Origin of the sequence: Achromobacter pulmonis, assembly GCF_002885955.2 — a bacterium.
Lineage (GTDB): Bacteria > Pseudomonadota > Gammaproteobacteria > Burkholderiales > Burkholderiaceae_B > Achromobacter > Achromobacter pulmonis_A.
This window is the reverse complement of sequence record NZ_POQS01000001.1, coordinates 736,480-750,471: the sequence shown is the minus strand read 5'-3', so window position 1 is coordinate 750,471 and position 13,992 is coordinate 736,480. Positions and strand designations below refer to the sequence as shown.

The window sequence follows — 13,992 nt, the reverse complement described above, 5'->3', positions numbered from 1 at the left end:
ATTCTGGACTGCGTGAGATGTCTGACGTTTTGAGTATCGAATCCCTGGACCTGGAAGCCAGGGGTATCGCCCGCCGCGACGGGAAGGTCGTATTCGTGGAAGGCGCCTTGCCGGGCGAGCGGGTCTCGACCGTCACGGTGCGGCGCAAGCCCTCGTACGAGATCGCGCGCGTCGAGGAAGTGCTGCGCCCCTCGTCGCAGCGCGTCGCCCCGCGCTGCCCGCATTTCGGCGTCTGCGGCGGCTGCGCCATGCAGCATCTCGAACCCAGCACGCAGGTGGCCATCAAGCAGCGCTCGCTGGAGGACACGTTCTGGCACGTGGGCAAGCTGCGCCCGGCGCGCATTTTGCCGCCGCTGCAAGGCCCGACCTGGGGCTATCGCTACCGCGCGCGCCTGTCGGTGCGCGTGGTGCCGAAGAAGGGCGGGGTGCTGGTGGGCTTTCACGAACGCAAGAGCAGCTACGTGGCCGACATGCGCGAATGCCACGTCCTGCCGCGCCACGTCAGCGACCTGCTGCTGCCGCTGCGGGCCATGATCGCCTCGATGTCGGCGCCGGACCGCATGCCGCAGATCGAGGTGTCGCTGGGCGAGGGCGTGACCGCGCTGGTGCTGCGCCATCTGCTGCCGCTGACCGACGGCGACATCGCCATCCTGCGCGCCTTCGCCGCCAAGCACAACGTGCAGTGGTGGCTGCAGGCCAAGGGGCCGGACACCGTGCATCCGCTGGAGCGCGAGCACGGCGACGCGCTGGCCTACGCCATGCCGGAGTTCGGCCTGCGCATGCCGTACCGGCCCACCGACTTCACCCAGGTCAATCACGCCATCAACCGCGCCATGGTGTCGCGCGCGCTGCAGCTGCTGGAAGTGCAGCCCACCGACCGCGTGGCCGACCTGTTCTGCGGCCTGGGCAATTTCACGCTGCCGCTGGCCACGCAGGCGCGCGAAGCCGTGGGCGTCGAGGGCAGCAAGGCGCTGACCGACCGCGCGCTCGAGGCCGCCTCGCGCCACCGCCTGGCCGGCAGCACCAGCTTCGCGACCCTGAACCTGTTCGAGGTCGACGTGGACTGGCTGCGCGGCCTGGGCTATTTCGACCGCATGCTGATCGACCCGCCGCGCGAGGGCGCGCAGGCCGTGTCGCAGGCCCTGTCGCAGCTGGAGCCGCAGGAGCGTCCGCGCCGCATCGTCTACGTGTCCTGTAATCCGGCCACGCTGGCGCGCGACGCCGCCATCCTGGTGCACGAGGGCGGTTATGTGCTCAAGAGCGCCGGCGTGATCAATATGTTCCCGCACACCGGCCACGTGGAGTCGATCGCGGTGTTCGAATCGCTGGACGCCGACGGCGTGCATGCGGTGAAGGAGCGCGCGCGCGAACGCGCCGCCAGGGCCGCCGCCGAGGCCGAGGCCGCGCAGGCCGCCAAGCTGGCCGCGGCAGCCGCCGCCGAGACGCCGGTCCAGGCCTGAAGCGGGCGCTAGTGCGCGCTGCCCAGGCCTTCCAGGATAGGGCAGTCCGGCCGCTGGTCGCCGTGGCAGGTGCGCGCCAGGTGCTTGAGGGTGGCGGCCATCTCGCGCAGCGCCTCGGCCTTGCGCTCCAGCTCGTCCACGTGCTGGAGCGCAATGCGCTTGACGTCGGCGCTGGCGCGGCTGCGGTCCTTCCACAGCGCCAGCAGCTCGTTCATCTGTTCCACCGAGAATCCCAGGTCGCGCGCCCTGCGCACGAAACGCAGGGTGTGCAGGTCGTGCTCGCTGTAGACGCGGTAGCCCGAGTCGGTGCGCACGGCCGGGCCGATCAGGCCGATGCTTTCGTAGTAGCGGATCATCTTGGCGGAAATGCCGGAGCTTTTCGCCGCCTCGCCGATGTTCATGGCCAACCTCCGTAGTGTCGTCCCATTCTACGCTTGACCTTGACACAATTGGAAGGTTTAAGCTGTGTTCACGGTGGACAAAACAGCGTCCGCCAACCTTGAATCCCTCTGGAGATAGACATGAGCATCGAGTTCCAAGTGCCCGACATGACCTGCGGCCATTGCGTCAAGACCATCACCGGCGCCGTGACCCAGGCCGCGCCGGGCGCGACCGTCACCGTGGATCTGCCGTCGCACCGCGTCATCGTGACGGGCGCGGGCGAGGCCGCCGCGATCGAGGCCGCGATCCGCGATGCCGGCTACGAGCCGTCGCGCGTGTAATCTCCCTTGGGGCCGCCGGCGCAAGTCCCCGCCTGCCGGCCGGCGGCCCCGGGGCCGATTGCCTTAGGCTATCAATTAATTAAAATTATTAAATTTGATTAATTAATAGCTGGCGTTTATCATTCTTTCCATGGTGGTTGAACAAGACCCCGCTACCCCAAGGAGAGATTGAATGCTGCAGAACCGCGAAGGCCAACGAGTCCCCAACGTTACTTTCCCCGTCCGCGAAGACAATACCTGGAAGAAGGTCACTTCGGACGATATCTTCAAGAATAAGACCGTTGTGGTCTTTTCGCTGCCCGGCGCCTTCACGCCGACCTGCTCCTCGACGCACCTGCCGCGCTACAACGAACTGGCGCCCGCCTTCTTCGAAGCCGGCGTGGACAGCATCGTGTGCGTGTCGGTCAACGACACCTTCGTCATGAACGAATGGGCCAAGGACCAGGAATCGTCCAATATCACGCTGCTGCCTGACGGCAACGGCGCGTTCACCGAAGGCATGGGCATGCTGGTCGACAAGAGCGACCTCGGCTTCGGCAAGCGCAGCTGGCGCTACTCGATGCTGGTCAAGGACGGCGTGATCGAAAAGATGTTCATCGAGCCGGAAAAGGAAGGCGACCCGTTCGAAGTGTCCGACGCCGATACCATGCTGGCGTATTTCGCCCCGAAGGCCAAGAAGCCGGACCAGGTCGTGGTGTTCTCCAAGCCGGGCTGCCCGTTCTGCATCGAAGCCAAGGCGCTGCTGGACGCCAAGGGCTACTCCGCGATCGAGATCCCGCTGGACAACAAGGTCCGCGGCCGCGTGATCGGCGCTGTCTCGGGCAAGGGCACCGCTCCCCAGGTGTTCATCAACGGCTCGCTGGTCGGCGGCCTGGAAGAACTGAAGGCGCGCATCGGCTAAGCGCCTGCCGGGGCCGGGGCGTACGTCCCGGTCCGCCGGCCGGGCCGCCCGCCGCGGCCCGGCATCTTCCGCGAATTTCCCTCGTTGCGCATCTTGGTGCGGCCCCGTCCGGGCGCCGCGGGACGGCGTTCGTCCTCAGGCTGCGCAACAAGGCGGAATACGCCTTGCAAATCCTGCCCCACGCCATACAGGGAGACCCCAAGACATGAAGACTCTGCACACCGACATCGCCATCATCGGCGCCGGCACCGCCGGCCTGGCCGCCTACCGCGCGGCGAAAGCCGCGGGCAAGCGAGCGCTGCTGATCGAGGGCGGCCCCTATGGCACCACCTGCGCCCGCGTGGGCTGCATGCCGTCCAAGCTGCTGATCGCCGCGGCCGAAGCGGCCCACAGCGCCGCCCACACGGATGCGTTCGGCGTGCGCGTGAACGGCAAGATCAGCGTCGACGGCGCGGCGGTCATGGACCGCGTCAAGCGCGAACGCGACCGCTTCGTCGGTTTCGTGCTCGAAGGCGTGGAGAACATCCCCGCCGAGGACAAGCTGCGCGGCTATGCCCGCTTCGTGTCGGATACGGTGCTGCACGTGGACGAGCACACCGAGGTGCAGGCCGCCAGCATCGTCATCGCCACCGGCTCGCGCCCCTCGGTGCCGCCGCCTTTCCGCGCGCTGGGAGACCGGCTGGTGGTCAACGACGAGGTGTTCGCTTGGAACGACCTGCCGCGCCGCGTGGCGGTGTTCGGTCCCGGCGTGATCGGCCTGGAGCTGGGCCAGGCCCTGGCCCGGCTGGGCGTGACCGTGCGCGTCTTCGGGGTCAGCGGCAGCCTGGCCGGCATCAGCGACCCGCAGGTCCGCCAGGCGGCGCGCAAGATCTTCCAGGGCGAGTTCTACCTGGACCCGGACGCGCGCGTGCTGGAGACGACCCGCGTGGGCGACGAGGTCGAAGTGCGCTACGTGGCGCTGGACAACAGTGAGCGCACCGAGCGCTTCGATTACGCCCTGGTCGCCACCGGCCGCCGCGCCAACCTGGACGGGCTGGGCCTGGAGCACACCTCGCTGGCGCTGAACGCGCAGGGCGTGCCGGTCTTCGACCGCGAAACCATGCAGGCCGGCGACAGCGCCATCTTCATCGCGGGCGACGCCAACGCCGACGCGCCGCTCTTGCACGAGGCGGCCGACGAAGGCCGCATCGCCGGCGAAAACGCGGCGCGCCATCCGGACGTCCGTCCCGGCCTGCGCCGCGCGCCGCTGGCGGTGGTGTTCTCGGACCCGCAGATCGCGGTGGCCGGCAAGGGCCACGCGCGGCTGATCCCGGGCACCTATGTGATCGGCGAGGTGGATTTCGGCGACCAGGGCCGCTCGCGCGTCATGCTGAAGAACCGCGGCCTGCTGCACGTGTACGCCGATATCGAAACCGGCCGCTTTCTGGGCGCGGAGATGGTGGGCCCCAGCGCCGAGCACATCGGCCACCTGCTGGCCTGGGCCGTGCAGCAGGAATTGACCGTGGCGCGCATGCTGGAGATGCCGTTCTACCACCCGGTGATCGAAGAGGGCCTGCGCACGGCGCTGCGCGACGCCGCGGCCAAGCTGGCGCTGGCGCGCGAGGCGTTGCGGCCGGAAGCGACGGAAGACGAGGTGGTTTGAGGGCGGGCGTCCCGCGCCGCAGCGCCTGCGACGCGGGAAGCGCCTTATTCGTCCGAGTGTTTTTTCGGCGCGGGGAAGGGATTTTCCCGGAACTGCAGCGTGAACCCGGCGCGTTCGTCCTGCCCCAGCGTGCGCGCGAGGTAAGGCATGGCGGGCTTGAGCGCGTCGTGCAGGGTCCAGGGCGGATTGATCAGGAACATGCCGCTGCCGTGCAGGCCGTAGCCGTCGATGGCGGCTTTCTTGACGGTCAGCGTGGCGTGCAGCCAGCTCTTGACCTTGAGGTTTTCCAGGTGGCGCGCCATCTCGCCGGCCTCGCGGCGCTGCACCAGCGGATACCAGACGGCGATGGTGCCGGTGGCGAAGCGCTTGATGCATTCCTTGACGGTAATGAGCGTGCGGCGGTAGTCGTTCTTGTCTTCGTACGAAGGGTCGATCAGCACCATGCCGCGGCGCGTGGGCGGCGGCAGCAGCGCCTTCACGCCCTCGAAGCCGTCGTCGCCGTAGATCGTGGTCTGGCGCTGGGCGGTGCGGCCCTGGTGCTCCAAGTTGGAGACCAGCGTGTCGATTTCGGTGGGATGCATCTCGAACAGCCGCAGCCGGTCCGACGGGCGCATGGCGTCCAGCGCCAGCCACGGCGAGCCGGGATAGCGCTTGAGGCGGCCGTTGGTGTTGTAGGCGCGGATGCGGGCCACATAGTCGGCCAGGATGGGCGGCAGGTCCGGCGCTTCCCACAGGCGGCCGATGCCGTCGGCGAACTCCGAGGTCTTGGCGGCCCAGTCGCTGTCCAGGCTGTAGAGCCCGGCGCCGGCATGGGTGTCGACCACCCAGTAGGGCGCGTCCTTGCGGTTGAAGTAATCCAGCGTGTGGATCAGGATGGCGTGCTTGAGCACGTCGGCATGGTTGCCGGCGTGGAAGGCGTGGCGGTAGCTGAACACGGCGCGGTGCCTCAGGCGGCGGGCCGGATGGCGGCCAGCTCGTCGGTGAAAATGCCGTCGATGCCCCAGTCGAGCAGCAGGCGCGCGCGTTCCGGGTCGTTGACGGTCCAGGCCGCGATGCGGTAGCCGGCGGCGTGCACGGCGTCGATCAGTTCGCGGGTGGCGTCTTTCTGGTTGATGTTCAGCGCCACGCATTCGTACTTGGCCAGGCGCTCGCGCCAGTCGGCGGGGACTTTTTCCACCAGGAGCGCGCGCGGCACTTCCGGTGCGGCCTCGCGCGCGGCCGCCAGCGCTTCTTCAGCGAACGAGGACAGCAGGGGCAGGGGGGCCGCGCCCTGCCACAACTGGCGGACGGCCAGCGCCACGGCGCGGCCGGTCTCGGCCTCGCGGCCGGGACAGGGCTTGATTTCGACATTGCTGGCGATGCCGTTGGCCAGGGTGTAGCGGGCCACGGCGGCGAAAGTGGGCAGCGGCTCGCCGGCGTAGGCGGCCGAATGCCAGCTGCCGAAGTCCAGTTGCGCCAGTTCCGCGTAGGTCTTGTCCGCGGCCGGGCCGGCGCCGTTGGAGGTGCGGTCGACCTTGTCGTCGTGCATCAGCACCAGCACGTTGTCGCGGCTGAGCTTGACGTCGTATTCGAACATGGTGAAGCCGTGTTCGGCGCCGACGCGCATCGCGGCCAGCGTGTTCTCCGGGGCCAGCCGGCCGCCGCCGCGGTGGGCGATGTAGCGGGAATAGGGCCAGGAGGGTAATGTTGCGCTCATGGAGGTGTTGCAATCAGGTTCTTGGGACAGGATTGCAAGGATACTCCTACTTCATGGGCGCCTTGCCCTGCGACACGTCCATGATCATGCGCGCGGCCAAGTACAGGCGCGGCACGATGCTGTCGATGCGGATGTATTCGGCGTCGTTGGAATGCGCGCCGAAGCCGGACAGGCCCATGCCCTCGATCACCGGCCCGCGCGCCTTGAGCGCCGCGAAGGCCGCGTCGGTGCCGCCGCCGCTGGCGCGGTCCACCACCTTCAGCGGCAGGTCCAGTTCCTTATAGATCTCCACGCCGTGGCGGGCCAGCGCGCGCGAGGCGGGCGTGGCCTCCAGCGGCGGGCGGCGGATTTCGAATTTCACGCTGACCTTGGAATCGGGCAGCAGCTTGTTCTTGATGCCTTCCTCCAGGCTGCGCGACAGCGCGTCGAAGTCGGAGACGCGCAGCGCGCGGGCGTCGGCCTGGGCGGTGGCCTGGCCCGGAATGACGTTGCGGTTTGTGCCGGCCTGGGCCACGGTCCAGTTCAGCTTCAGCCCCGCCTCGGGCTTGGACAGGTCGTCCAGCTGCAGCACCTGGTGCGCCAGTTCGTAGAGCGCGTTGACGCCGCCTTCGGGGCGCGAGCCGGCGTGCGAGGTCTTGCCCTGCACCGTGAGGTAGGCCGCGCCGATGCCGCTGGTGGCCAGCGTCAGGCGCGGCTCGGCGCCGCCGCCCTCGAACGAGAACACGGCGTCCTGCTCGGCGCCCAGGCGGGTGATGGTGCTGCGCGCCCCGGGCGAGCTGATTTCCTCGTCGCCGTTGATCAGCACGGTCAGGGTGCCGAAATCGTCGAAACCCAGCTTCTGCAGCAGGGCGATGGTGTGCAGGATCATGGCCACGCCGTGCTTGTCGTCGGCGATGCCCAGTCCGTAGGCCTTGTCGCCGTCGATCCGAAAGGGCTGGTCCTTCAGCATGCCGTTGCGGTAGACGGTGTCCATGTGGGCGATCAGCATGATCTTCCTGTCGCCCTTGCCCTTGAATTCGGCATGCACCATGGGGCCGACCTTCTCGGGCGTGTCGTCCAGCCGGAACACGTCGGTGGCCGGCAGGATCTCGGCTTTGCCGCCGAGGGCCTTGAGGCGGTCGCGGATCAGTTCGGCGATGCGCTCCACGCCTTCGACGTCCTTGCTGCCGGATTCGATCCCGACCAGATCGCGCATGGTGTCCAGCATGCCCTGGCGCTGCGCCTGGGCGGCTTCGTGCACGGCGGCGACCGGGGCGGCCAGCGCCGCGTGGGCGCCGCCGAGCAGGGCGAGCGCGACGCAGGCGCGCAGAACGGGCAGGCGGGGGGCGGAAAACGGCATCGGGGCGACCTCTTTGCGGGTGGAAGGACCCGGCCACGATACGAGGGGCCGCAGGCGGCGGAAATAGTGATTCCCCGGGTTGACGGCGGATGCGATCCATGCGGGCGAGGGCCGGGTTTCGCCCGGCTCACCCGGCGAATGAGAAATGCTAAAATCCGCCCGCTGACCCGGTAGTGACCGGTATGGGAATGGGGCGAATCGGGTTCGCCCTTTTTTATGCGTTTTCGTGCGGCTCCGGGTGGATACCCCGGAGCGCGGCAACAGGGATTCCATGTTCGAATTTATTCGCAGCCATCGGCGCTGGATGCAGTTCATCCTGCTGCTTCTGATCGTGCCGTCCTTTTTCCTGGTCGGGATTCAAGGCTATGAGAGTTTCATGCGGGCCGAGCCCGAACTGGCCACGGTCGCCGGGCAACCGGTTTCGCGCGCCGAGTTCGACCAGGCGCACCGCAACCAGCTCGAACAGCTGCGCCAGCGCCTGGGCACGCAGTTCGACCCGGCCGTGATCGACACGCCGGCGCTGCGCGAAAACCTGCTGAACCAGCTGATCAACCAGCGCCTGCTGGCCAATGTCGCCATGGACAACCGCTTCTCGGTGTCGGACGAAACGCTGCGCAATACCATCGCCGCGATTCCCGAAGTCCAGGACAACGGCCGCTTCTCGCCCGAGCGCTACCGCCAGGTGCTGGCCGCGCAGGGCATGTCGCCGACCTCGTTCGAAGCCGGCCTGCGCCGCGACCTGGCCGTGGCCCGCGTGCTCGAACCGGTCGGCCAGTCGGCCCGTGCGCCGGCCGAGGTCGTGGCCGCGCTGGAAACCGCGCTGACCCAGCAGCGCACGGTGCAGCTGCGCCGCTTCGCCGCCGCCGACTTCCGCTCGCAGGTCAACGTCACGCCGGCCGACATCCAGTCCTGGTACGACGCCAACAAGCAGCAGCTGCAGATCCCCGAGCAGGTCCAGGTGCAGTACCTGGTGCTGGACGAGGCCGCCGCCACCCAGGGCGTGCAGGTCAAGGAAGAAGACCTGACCGCCTATTACGAACAGAACAAGAACCGCTTCGGCAAGCCCGAGCGCCGCCGCGCCAGCCACATCATGATCGAACTGGCCCCCGGCGCCTCGGAAGAGGCCCGCAAGGCCGCCCGCGCCAAGGCCGAGGACCTGGCCCGCCAGGCCGCCGCCGATCCGGCCCGCTTCGCCGAGCTGGCCGCCAAGGAATCGCAGGACGCCGGCTCGGCCGCCAAGGGCGGCGACCTGGGCTGGCTGGCCCCGGGCATGCTGTCCGGCCCGCTGGAGAAGGCCGTGTTCGGCCAGGCCAAGGACCAGGTCTCGGGCGTGATCGAAAGCCCGTCGGGCCTGCACATCGTCAAGGTCACCGAGATCCAGCCCGCCGCCATCAAGCCGCTGGCCGAGGTCAAGGACCAGATCACCGGCGAAGTGCGCAAGCAGATCGCCGCGGTGCGTTTCTCGGAAATGGCCAGCCAGCTGAACAAGCAGGTCTACGACCAGCAGGACAGCCTGCAGCCGGCCGCCGACGCCGTCGGCCTGAAGCTGCGCACCGCCTCCGGCGTGACCCGCGAGGGCCTGCTGCCCGCCGACCAGGCCGGCCCGGGCTCGGCCGCCGACAGCCCCGACGCCGCGCTGCTGGACAACCCGCGCGTGCGCCAGGTGCTGTTCTCGCCCGACGTGCTGCGCGAAAAGCACAACTCCGGCGTGATCGAACTCTCGCCCGACACCATGCTGGCCGTGCGCGTGGCCGCGGTGCAGCCGGCCCACGTGCCGCCGCTGGAGAAGGTCAGCGATTCGATCCGCGCCAGGCTGATCGACGAGCGCGCCGCCGCCGCCGCCAAGCAGGCCGGCGAAGCCGCCCTGGCCGCCGACAAGGCCAGCCCGGCCACCACCGTGCCGGAAGGCTATTCGGCGCCGCAGACCGTCTCGCGCCAGGACCCCAAGGGCCTGCCGCGTCCGGTCCTCGAAGCCGCCATGCGCCTGCCCGCGGGCACGCTGCCGGGCTATGCCGGCGTGCAGTCGGGCGCCGACTACACGCTGGTGCGCCTGGAGAAGGTCGAGGCCGGCAAGGTCGACAAGGCCGACCAGGACAGCCTCGCGCAGCAGCTCTCCGGCGCCTGGGGCCAGGCCGAGAGCGAAGCCATGATTCGCATGCTGCGTGAGCAGTACAAGGTCGAAGTGCTGCCGGCCGCCGCCGAAGTCATCCGCGGCGACCAGCAGCAGGCCGCCGGCTGACGCTTCAGTCGAGCATGGGCCGCAGCGTCGGCCACACGTTGTCCAGCAATTTGGCCTGGGCATCCTCGTTGGGATGGATGCCGTCGGCCTGGAACATCGCCCGGTTCGTTGCAATACCTTCCATCAGGAAGGGCACGAGCCGGGCGTTTTCGTCTTTGGCCACCGTGGGGAACACCTGGGCGAAGCGCTGGGTGTAGTCGCGCCCGTAATTGGGCGGAATCTGCATGCCCACGATCAGCACGCGGGCGTCGGCCTGGCGCGCCGCCTGCGTCATGGTGCGCAGGTTCTGCTCGGTCATGGACAGCGACAGGCCGCGCAGCGCGTCGTTCGAACCCAGCTCCAGCACCACCACGGCCGGCTCGTGCTGGCGCAGCAGCGCCGGCAGGCGCGCCACGCCGCCGCTGGTGGTGTCGCCGCTGATGCTGGCGTTGACGACGCGATAGTTGGGGTATTGTTCGGACAGGCGGGCCGACAGCAGCGGCACCCAGCCGGTGCCGCGCTTGATGCCGTATTCGGCCGACAGGCTGTCTCCCAGGATCAGCACGGTGCGGGGCGCGGAACCCTGGGCCGGCGCGGCGGTCTGAGCGTGGGCGGGCGCCACGCTGGCGGTCGCCAGGACGGATACGAGTAGCAGACGGGAAAATAGGCGCATGGATAACAAGAATTCGATCGAGGTGAAAGGGCTGGGCAAGCGGGTGGCCGACGCCGGCGGCACGCTGTCTATCCTGGAAGGCATAGATTTTACGGTCGAGGCCGGCAGCGCGGTGGCCATCACCGGCAGCTCCGGTTCGGGCAAGTCCACCTTGCTGGGACTGCTGGCGGGGCTGGATGTTCCCAGCGCCGGCAGCGTGCGCCTGGCCGGGCAGGACCTGTTTTCCCTGGACGAGGACGGCCGCGCGCGCCTGCGCGCCAACCACGTGGGCTTCGTGTTCCAGTCGTTCCAGCTGCTGCCCAACCTGACCGCGCTGGAGAACGTGATGCTGCCGCTGGAACTGGCCGGGCAGGCCGCGCGCGAGGCGGCGCAGGCCATGCTGGAGCGCGTCGGCCTGGGCGCGCGCCTGCATCACTACCCGCGCACGCTGTCCGGCGGCGAGCAGCAGCGCGTCTCGCTGGCGCGCGCCTTCGTGGTGCGGCCCGACCTGCTGTTCGCCGACGAGCCCACCGGCAGCCTGGACGCCGCCACCGGCGTGACGGTCATCGACCTGATGTTCGACCTGCACCGCGAGCACGGCACCACGCTGGTGCTGGTGACCCACGATCCGCAGCTGGCGGCCCGTTGCGGGCGCCAGCTGGTCCTTGCCGCCGGCCGGATGGTCGACGGCAACTGAGGGCGCTTATTTCGCCTTCGAGACGGCCTGGTTCCAGGCGGCCACCACGGCTTCATATTCCTTGGCCGCCGCATCCTGGTCGATCGGGAAGATCTTGATGCTCTTGAGGTCGGGCAGGGTGGTCAGGCTGGCCACTGGGATGTCCGTGCGCGTCGGGCGGCGGAAGTTGTTCACCAGCTGGGCCTGCTGCGATTCCTTGCTCAGCAGGCCGTCATACAGGGCGCGGGCGGCGTCCGCGTTTTTCGCGCCCTTGATGATGAACATGCCTTCCGGCGCCAGGTAGCTGCCTTCGGACGGATACACCAGCTTGATCTCTTTCTGGCCGCCGGCCACGTATTCCTGCGCGGCGTATTCCAGCGTCAGGCCCGCGGCGTATTCGCCGGCCGCCACGCCCTTATAGGTGGTGCCCGACGAAGCCGTGATCACGGCGTTGGCCGCGATCTTGTCCAGGCCTTCCTGGCCGAACTGCTTGTACAGGCCGTACACCAGCATGTAGGCCGTGCCGCTCTTGGACGGATCGGTGATGGCGAACTTGTTCTTCCACTGCGGCTGCATCAGGTCCGTCCAGGTCGCCGGCGCGGGCAGGCCCTTGAGCTGGCGCTCGTTGACCATCATCACCATGACGTGGACGTTGGTGCCGACCCACAGGTCGTCCGGGCCGCGGAATTCCGCCGGGATCTTGTCCAGGTCGGCCGGGCGGTAGGGCTGCAGGTGCTGGCGGTAGGCGCCCAGCGTGCCGAAGCCGCCGCTCCAGAACAGGTCGCCGCGCGGGTTCTGCGCCTCGGCCTCGATGCGCTTCATCATGGTGCCGGTGCCGCCGGTGACCGGCTGCACGTTCAGCTTGGGCGCGTGCTGCCTGACCGCTTCCAGCGCGGTTTCGATGGTCTCGGTGTTGTTGGACGAGTAGAGCACGACGTTCTGGGCCTGGGCCGCGCCGGTTGCCAGTGCCGCCGCCAGGACGCTGTGCTGAAGTAGGTGCTTGAGTTGCATGGGTAGCCTCTGTGCGAGTGGGTTATTTGCCGGAGAACAGCTTGATGCGGAACGCCTTGACCGACACGATGATGGGCAGCACGATCACCGTGACCAGCGCCGCGCCGTAGGCCGAGGCCATGCCCAGCCTGCCGCCGTCGACCTGGCGGAAGATGGCGATGGGCATGGTTTCCAGGCCGCCGCTGTAGGCGACGATGGAGGCCGACAGCTCGGAGATCGTCGTCAGCCACATGAGGATGGCGGCCGAGATGATCGAGGCCTTCATGGCGGGCAGGACCACCTTGAAGAAGGTCATGAGCGGGGAGACGCCCAGGCTGATCGAGGCTTCCTCGATCGACTCGGGAATGTTGAACAGCACCGACGAGGCGTTGCGCACCGCGAACGGCAGGCGCCGCACCGTGTAGCACAGCACCATGATGCCGGAGGTGCCCGCCAGCACCAGCCAGCCGGTGTTGAAGGTCTGCACCAGCGCGATGCCCAGCACCGTGCCGGAGATGGTCAAAGGCAGCACCACGATGTAGTCCAGCACCTGCGTGGAGGCGCTGCGCTTCTTGATCGTCAGATAGCTGGTCAGCACCGCGAAGGACACGCCCAGCACCGTGGCCAGCGAGGCGAACTTGAGCGAATTGAGAATGGGCTCGGGCGCGCCGTGCAGCGCGCGCTGCATGCTGGCCAGCGACCACTGGCCCCATTGCATGACCGGCCCGCTGGTCTTGGTGAAGGCGGCGATGAACACCACGATCAGCGGCAGCAGCGAAATGCAGATCACCAGGCCCACGCCGCCGGTGTAGAGCAGCGCCGTCCACGAACGCACGCGCACCGGGGCCGGGGCGCGGCCCTGCGTCATGGTGTAGACCTTGCGTTCGACCACGCGCTTCTGGAAGAACAGCACGATGGCGACGATGGCGATGGACACCACCGACATGGCGCTTTGCAGCGTGGGGCTGCCGCCCATTTCGCTGACGAAGGTGTTGTAGGTCATCACCGACAAGAGCGGCACGCGGCTGCCCAGCAGCGTGGCCAGCGCGAAGTTGCCCACCACCAGCGTGAACACCACCAGCGCGTTGACCAGCACCGCCGGCAGCAGCACCGGCACCAGCACGCGCAGCTTGGTCAGCAGCGGCGGCGTGCCCAGGCTCAGGCCGGCTTCCTCCAGCTGGCCGTCGAAGCCGCGCAAGGCCGCCAGCACGCCCAGGTAGATGTAGGTGTAGTAGACCAGCGTCATCGAGAACAGCATGCCGGTCCAGCCGTAGAACGACGGCAGCGAAATGCCGGCGTCGCCCAGCAGATTGGTCAGCAGGCCGTTGTTGCCCAGGATCAGCAGCCACGACTGGCCCACGATGATCTCCGGGATGACGATGGTCAGCACCGGCAGGATCGCCACCAGGTTCTTGAGCGGGAAGTCGTAGCGCGCCACCATGTACGCGAACGGCACGCCCACCAGCACGGTGCAGGTCGTGACGGCCAGGCCCAGGATCAGCGTGTTGCCGAAGGCCTCCACGTACTGCGAGTCGGCCAGCAGGGCGCGAAACCCCTCCAGCGTGAAGCCGCCGTCCTGGCCGGTGACGCTGTTGCCGAACAGCACGCCCAGCGGATACAGCACGAAGAACAGCAGCACGGCCAGGCTGATCGCGGTGAGGACGCCCCAGGGCCACCATAGTCTTTTCATGGCGCG

13 protein-coding genes are annotated in these 13,992 nt (G+C 68.3%); 6 read left to right on the top strand and 7 right to left on the bottom strand.

Annotated features, from left to right (window positions below; translation table 11 throughout):
• The first annotated feature begins 17 nt into the window (after nucleotides 1-17).
• A complete protein-coding gene (rlmD, locus tag C1I89_RS03425) occupies nucleotides 18-1,460 on the top strand; it encodes a 23S rRNA (uracil(1939)-C(5))-methyltransferase RlmD (RefSeq protein WP_102771365.1) in 1,443 nt (480 codons plus the stop codon).
• An 8-nt stretch (nucleotides 1,461-1,468) separates the two neighbouring features.
• Here rlmD and cueR read toward each other — a convergent pair whose 3' ends face one another.
• Nucleotides 1,469-1,861, bottom strand: coding sequence for a Cu(I)-responsive transcriptional regulator (gene cueR / locus C1I89_RS03420; RefSeq protein WP_102771364.1), 393 nt, complete (start codon nucleotides 1,859-1,861; stop codon nucleotides 1,469-1,471).
• Between the two features lie 120 nt (nucleotides 1,862-1,981).
• Here cueR and C1I89_RS03415 point away from each other — a divergent pair, with 120 nt between their 5' ends.
• The 3 genes from C1I89_RS03415 (at nucleotide 1,982) to C1I89_RS03405 (ending at nucleotide 4,725) form a co-directional block, all read left to right on the top strand.
• On the top strand, nucleotides 1,982-2,182 hold the full coding sequence (locus C1I89_RS03415; protein ID WP_102771363.1) for a heavy-metal-associated domain-containing protein: 201 nt from the start codon (nucleotides 1,982-1,984) through the stop codon (nucleotides 2,180-2,182).
• A 172-nt stretch (nucleotides 2,183-2,354) separates the two neighbouring features.
• Nucleotides 2,355-3,083: a glutathione peroxidase gene (locus C1I89_RS03410; RefSeq protein WP_102771362.1), complete on the top strand. Its 729-nt coding sequence runs from the start codon at nucleotides 2,355-2,357 to the stop codon at nucleotides 3,081-3,083.
• A gap of 205 nt (nucleotides 3,084-3,288) precedes the next feature.
• Nucleotides 3,289-4,725: a dihydrolipoyl dehydrogenase gene (locus tag C1I89_RS03405; RefSeq protein ID WP_102771361.1), complete on the top strand. Its 1,437-nt coding sequence runs from the start codon at nucleotides 3,289-3,291 to the stop codon at nucleotides 4,723-4,725.
• Between the two features lie 44 nt (nucleotides 4,726-4,769).
• On the opposite strand, the gene C1I89_RS03400 is transcribed toward C1I89_RS03405, so the two are convergent.
• Genes C1I89_RS03400 through C1I89_RS03390 form a run of 3 tightly spaced genes read right to left on the bottom strand, consistent with a single transcriptional unit; the run spans nucleotide 4,770 to nucleotide 7,760 of the window.
• Complete coding sequence (locus tag C1I89_RS03400; RefSeq protein WP_102771360.1) at nucleotides 4,770-5,660, bottom strand: 23S rRNA (adenine(2030)-N(6))-methyltransferase RlmJ; 891 nt, start codon at nucleotides 5,658-5,660, stop codon at nucleotides 4,770-4,772.
• Between the two features lie 11 nt (nucleotides 5,661-5,671).
• Nucleotides 5,672-6,421 (bottom strand): glycerophosphodiester phosphodiesterase, encoded by a 750-nt coding sequence (gene ugpQ / locus C1I89_RS03395; protein WP_102771359.1) that lies wholly within the window; start codon nucleotides 6,419-6,421, stop codon nucleotides 5,672-5,674.
• Between the two features lie 46 nt (nucleotides 6,422-6,467).
• On the bottom strand, nucleotides 6,468-7,760 hold the full coding sequence (locus C1I89_RS03390) for a M20/M25/M40 family metallo-hydrolase (RefSeq protein WP_102771358.1): 1,293 nt from the start codon (nucleotides 7,758-7,760) through the stop codon (nucleotides 6,468-6,470).
• Between the two features lie 271 nt (nucleotides 7,761-8,031).
• Here C1I89_RS03390 and C1I89_RS03385 point away from each other — a divergent pair, with 271 nt between their 5' ends.
• A complete protein-coding gene (locus C1I89_RS03385; protein ID WP_102771357.1) occupies nucleotides 8,032-9,999 on the top strand; it encodes a SurA N-terminal domain-containing protein in 1,968 nt (655 codons plus the stop codon).
• A 4-nt stretch (nucleotides 10,000-10,003) separates the two neighbouring features.
• On the opposite strand, the gene C1I89_RS03380 is transcribed toward C1I89_RS03385, so the two are convergent.
• Nucleotides 10,004-10,651 (bottom strand): arylesterase, encoded by a 648-nt coding sequence (locus C1I89_RS03380; RefSeq protein ID WP_168202109.1) that lies wholly within the window; start codon nucleotides 10,649-10,651, stop codon nucleotides 10,004-10,006.
• Here C1I89_RS03380 and C1I89_RS03375 point away from each other — a divergent pair.
• Complete coding sequence (locus C1I89_RS03375; RefSeq protein WP_102771356.1) at nucleotides 10,650-11,327, top strand: ABC transporter ATP-binding protein; 678 nt, start codon at nucleotides 10,650-10,652, stop codon at nucleotides 11,325-11,327. The genes C1I89_RS03380 and C1I89_RS03375 overlap by 2 nt on opposite strands.
• Before the next feature lie 6 nt (nucleotides 11,328-11,333).
• On the opposite strand, the gene C1I89_RS03370 is transcribed toward C1I89_RS03375, so the two are convergent.
• Both C1I89_RS03370 and C1I89_RS03365 read right to left on the bottom strand, forming a co-directional pair.
• A complete protein-coding gene (locus tag C1I89_RS03370) occupies nucleotides 11,334-12,317 on the bottom strand; it encodes an ABC transporter substrate-binding protein (protein ID WP_102771355.1) in 984 nt (327 codons plus the stop codon).
• A 22-nt stretch (nucleotides 12,318-12,339) separates the two neighbouring features.
• Entirely contained in the window at nucleotides 12,340-13,986 is a 1,647-nt protein-coding gene (locus C1I89_RS03365) for an ABC transporter permease (protein WP_102771354.1), read from the bottom strand.
• Nucleotides 13,987-13,992 lie beyond the last annotated feature (6 nt).

What these genes read in the sequence shown, in the direction of transcription:
- C1I89_RS03415 (WP_102771363.1), top strand. Translation starts at nt 1,982, where the DNA reads ATGAGCATCGAGTTCCAAGTGCCCGACATGACCTGCGGCCATTGCGTC.
- C1I89_RS03365 (WP_102771354.1), bottom strand. Translation starts at nt 13,986, where the DNA reads ATGAAAAGACTATGGTGGCCCTGGGGCGTCCTCACCGCGATCAGCCTG.
- C1I89_RS03410 (WP_102771362.1), top strand. Translation starts at nt 2,355, where the DNA reads ATGCTGCAGAACCGCGAAGGCCAACGAGTCCCCAACGTTACTTTCCCC.
- ugpQ (WP_102771359.1), bottom strand. Translation starts at nt 6,421, where the DNA reads ATGAGCGCAACATTACCCTCCTGGCCCTATTCCCGCTACATCGCCCAC.
- C1I89_RS03370 (WP_102771355.1), bottom strand. Translation starts at nt 12,317, where the DNA reads ATGCAACTCAAGCACCTACTTCAGCACAGCGTCCTGGCGGCGGCACTG.
- C1I89_RS03390 (WP_102771358.1), bottom strand. Translation starts at nt 7,760, where the DNA reads ATGCCGTTTTCCGCCCCCCGCCTGCCCGTTCTGCGCGCCTGCGTCGCG.
- C1I89_RS03385 (WP_102771357.1), top strand. Translation starts at nt 8,032, where the DNA reads ATGTTCGAATTTATTCGCAGCCATCGGCGCTGGATGCAGTTCATCCTG.
- cueR (WP_102771364.1), bottom strand. Translation starts at nt 1,861, where the DNA reads ATGAACATCGGCGAGGCGGCGAAAAGCTCCGGCATTTCCGCCAAGATG.
- rlmD (WP_102771365.1), top strand. Translation starts at nt 18, where the DNA reads ATGTCTGACGTTTTGAGTATCGAATCCCTGGACCTGGAAGCCAGGGGT.
- C1I89_RS03380 (WP_168202109.1), bottom strand. Translation starts at nt 10,651, where the DNA reads ATGCGCCTATTTTCCCGTCTGCTACTCGTATCCGTCCTGGCGACCGCC.
- C1I89_RS03375 (WP_102771356.1), top strand. Translation starts at nt 10,650, where the DNA reads ATGGATAACAAGAATTCGATCGAGGTGAAAGGGCTGGGCAAGCGGGTG.
- C1I89_RS03405 (WP_102771361.1), top strand. Translation starts at nt 3,289, where the DNA reads ATGAAGACTCTGCACACCGACATCGCCATCATCGGCGCCGGCACCGCC.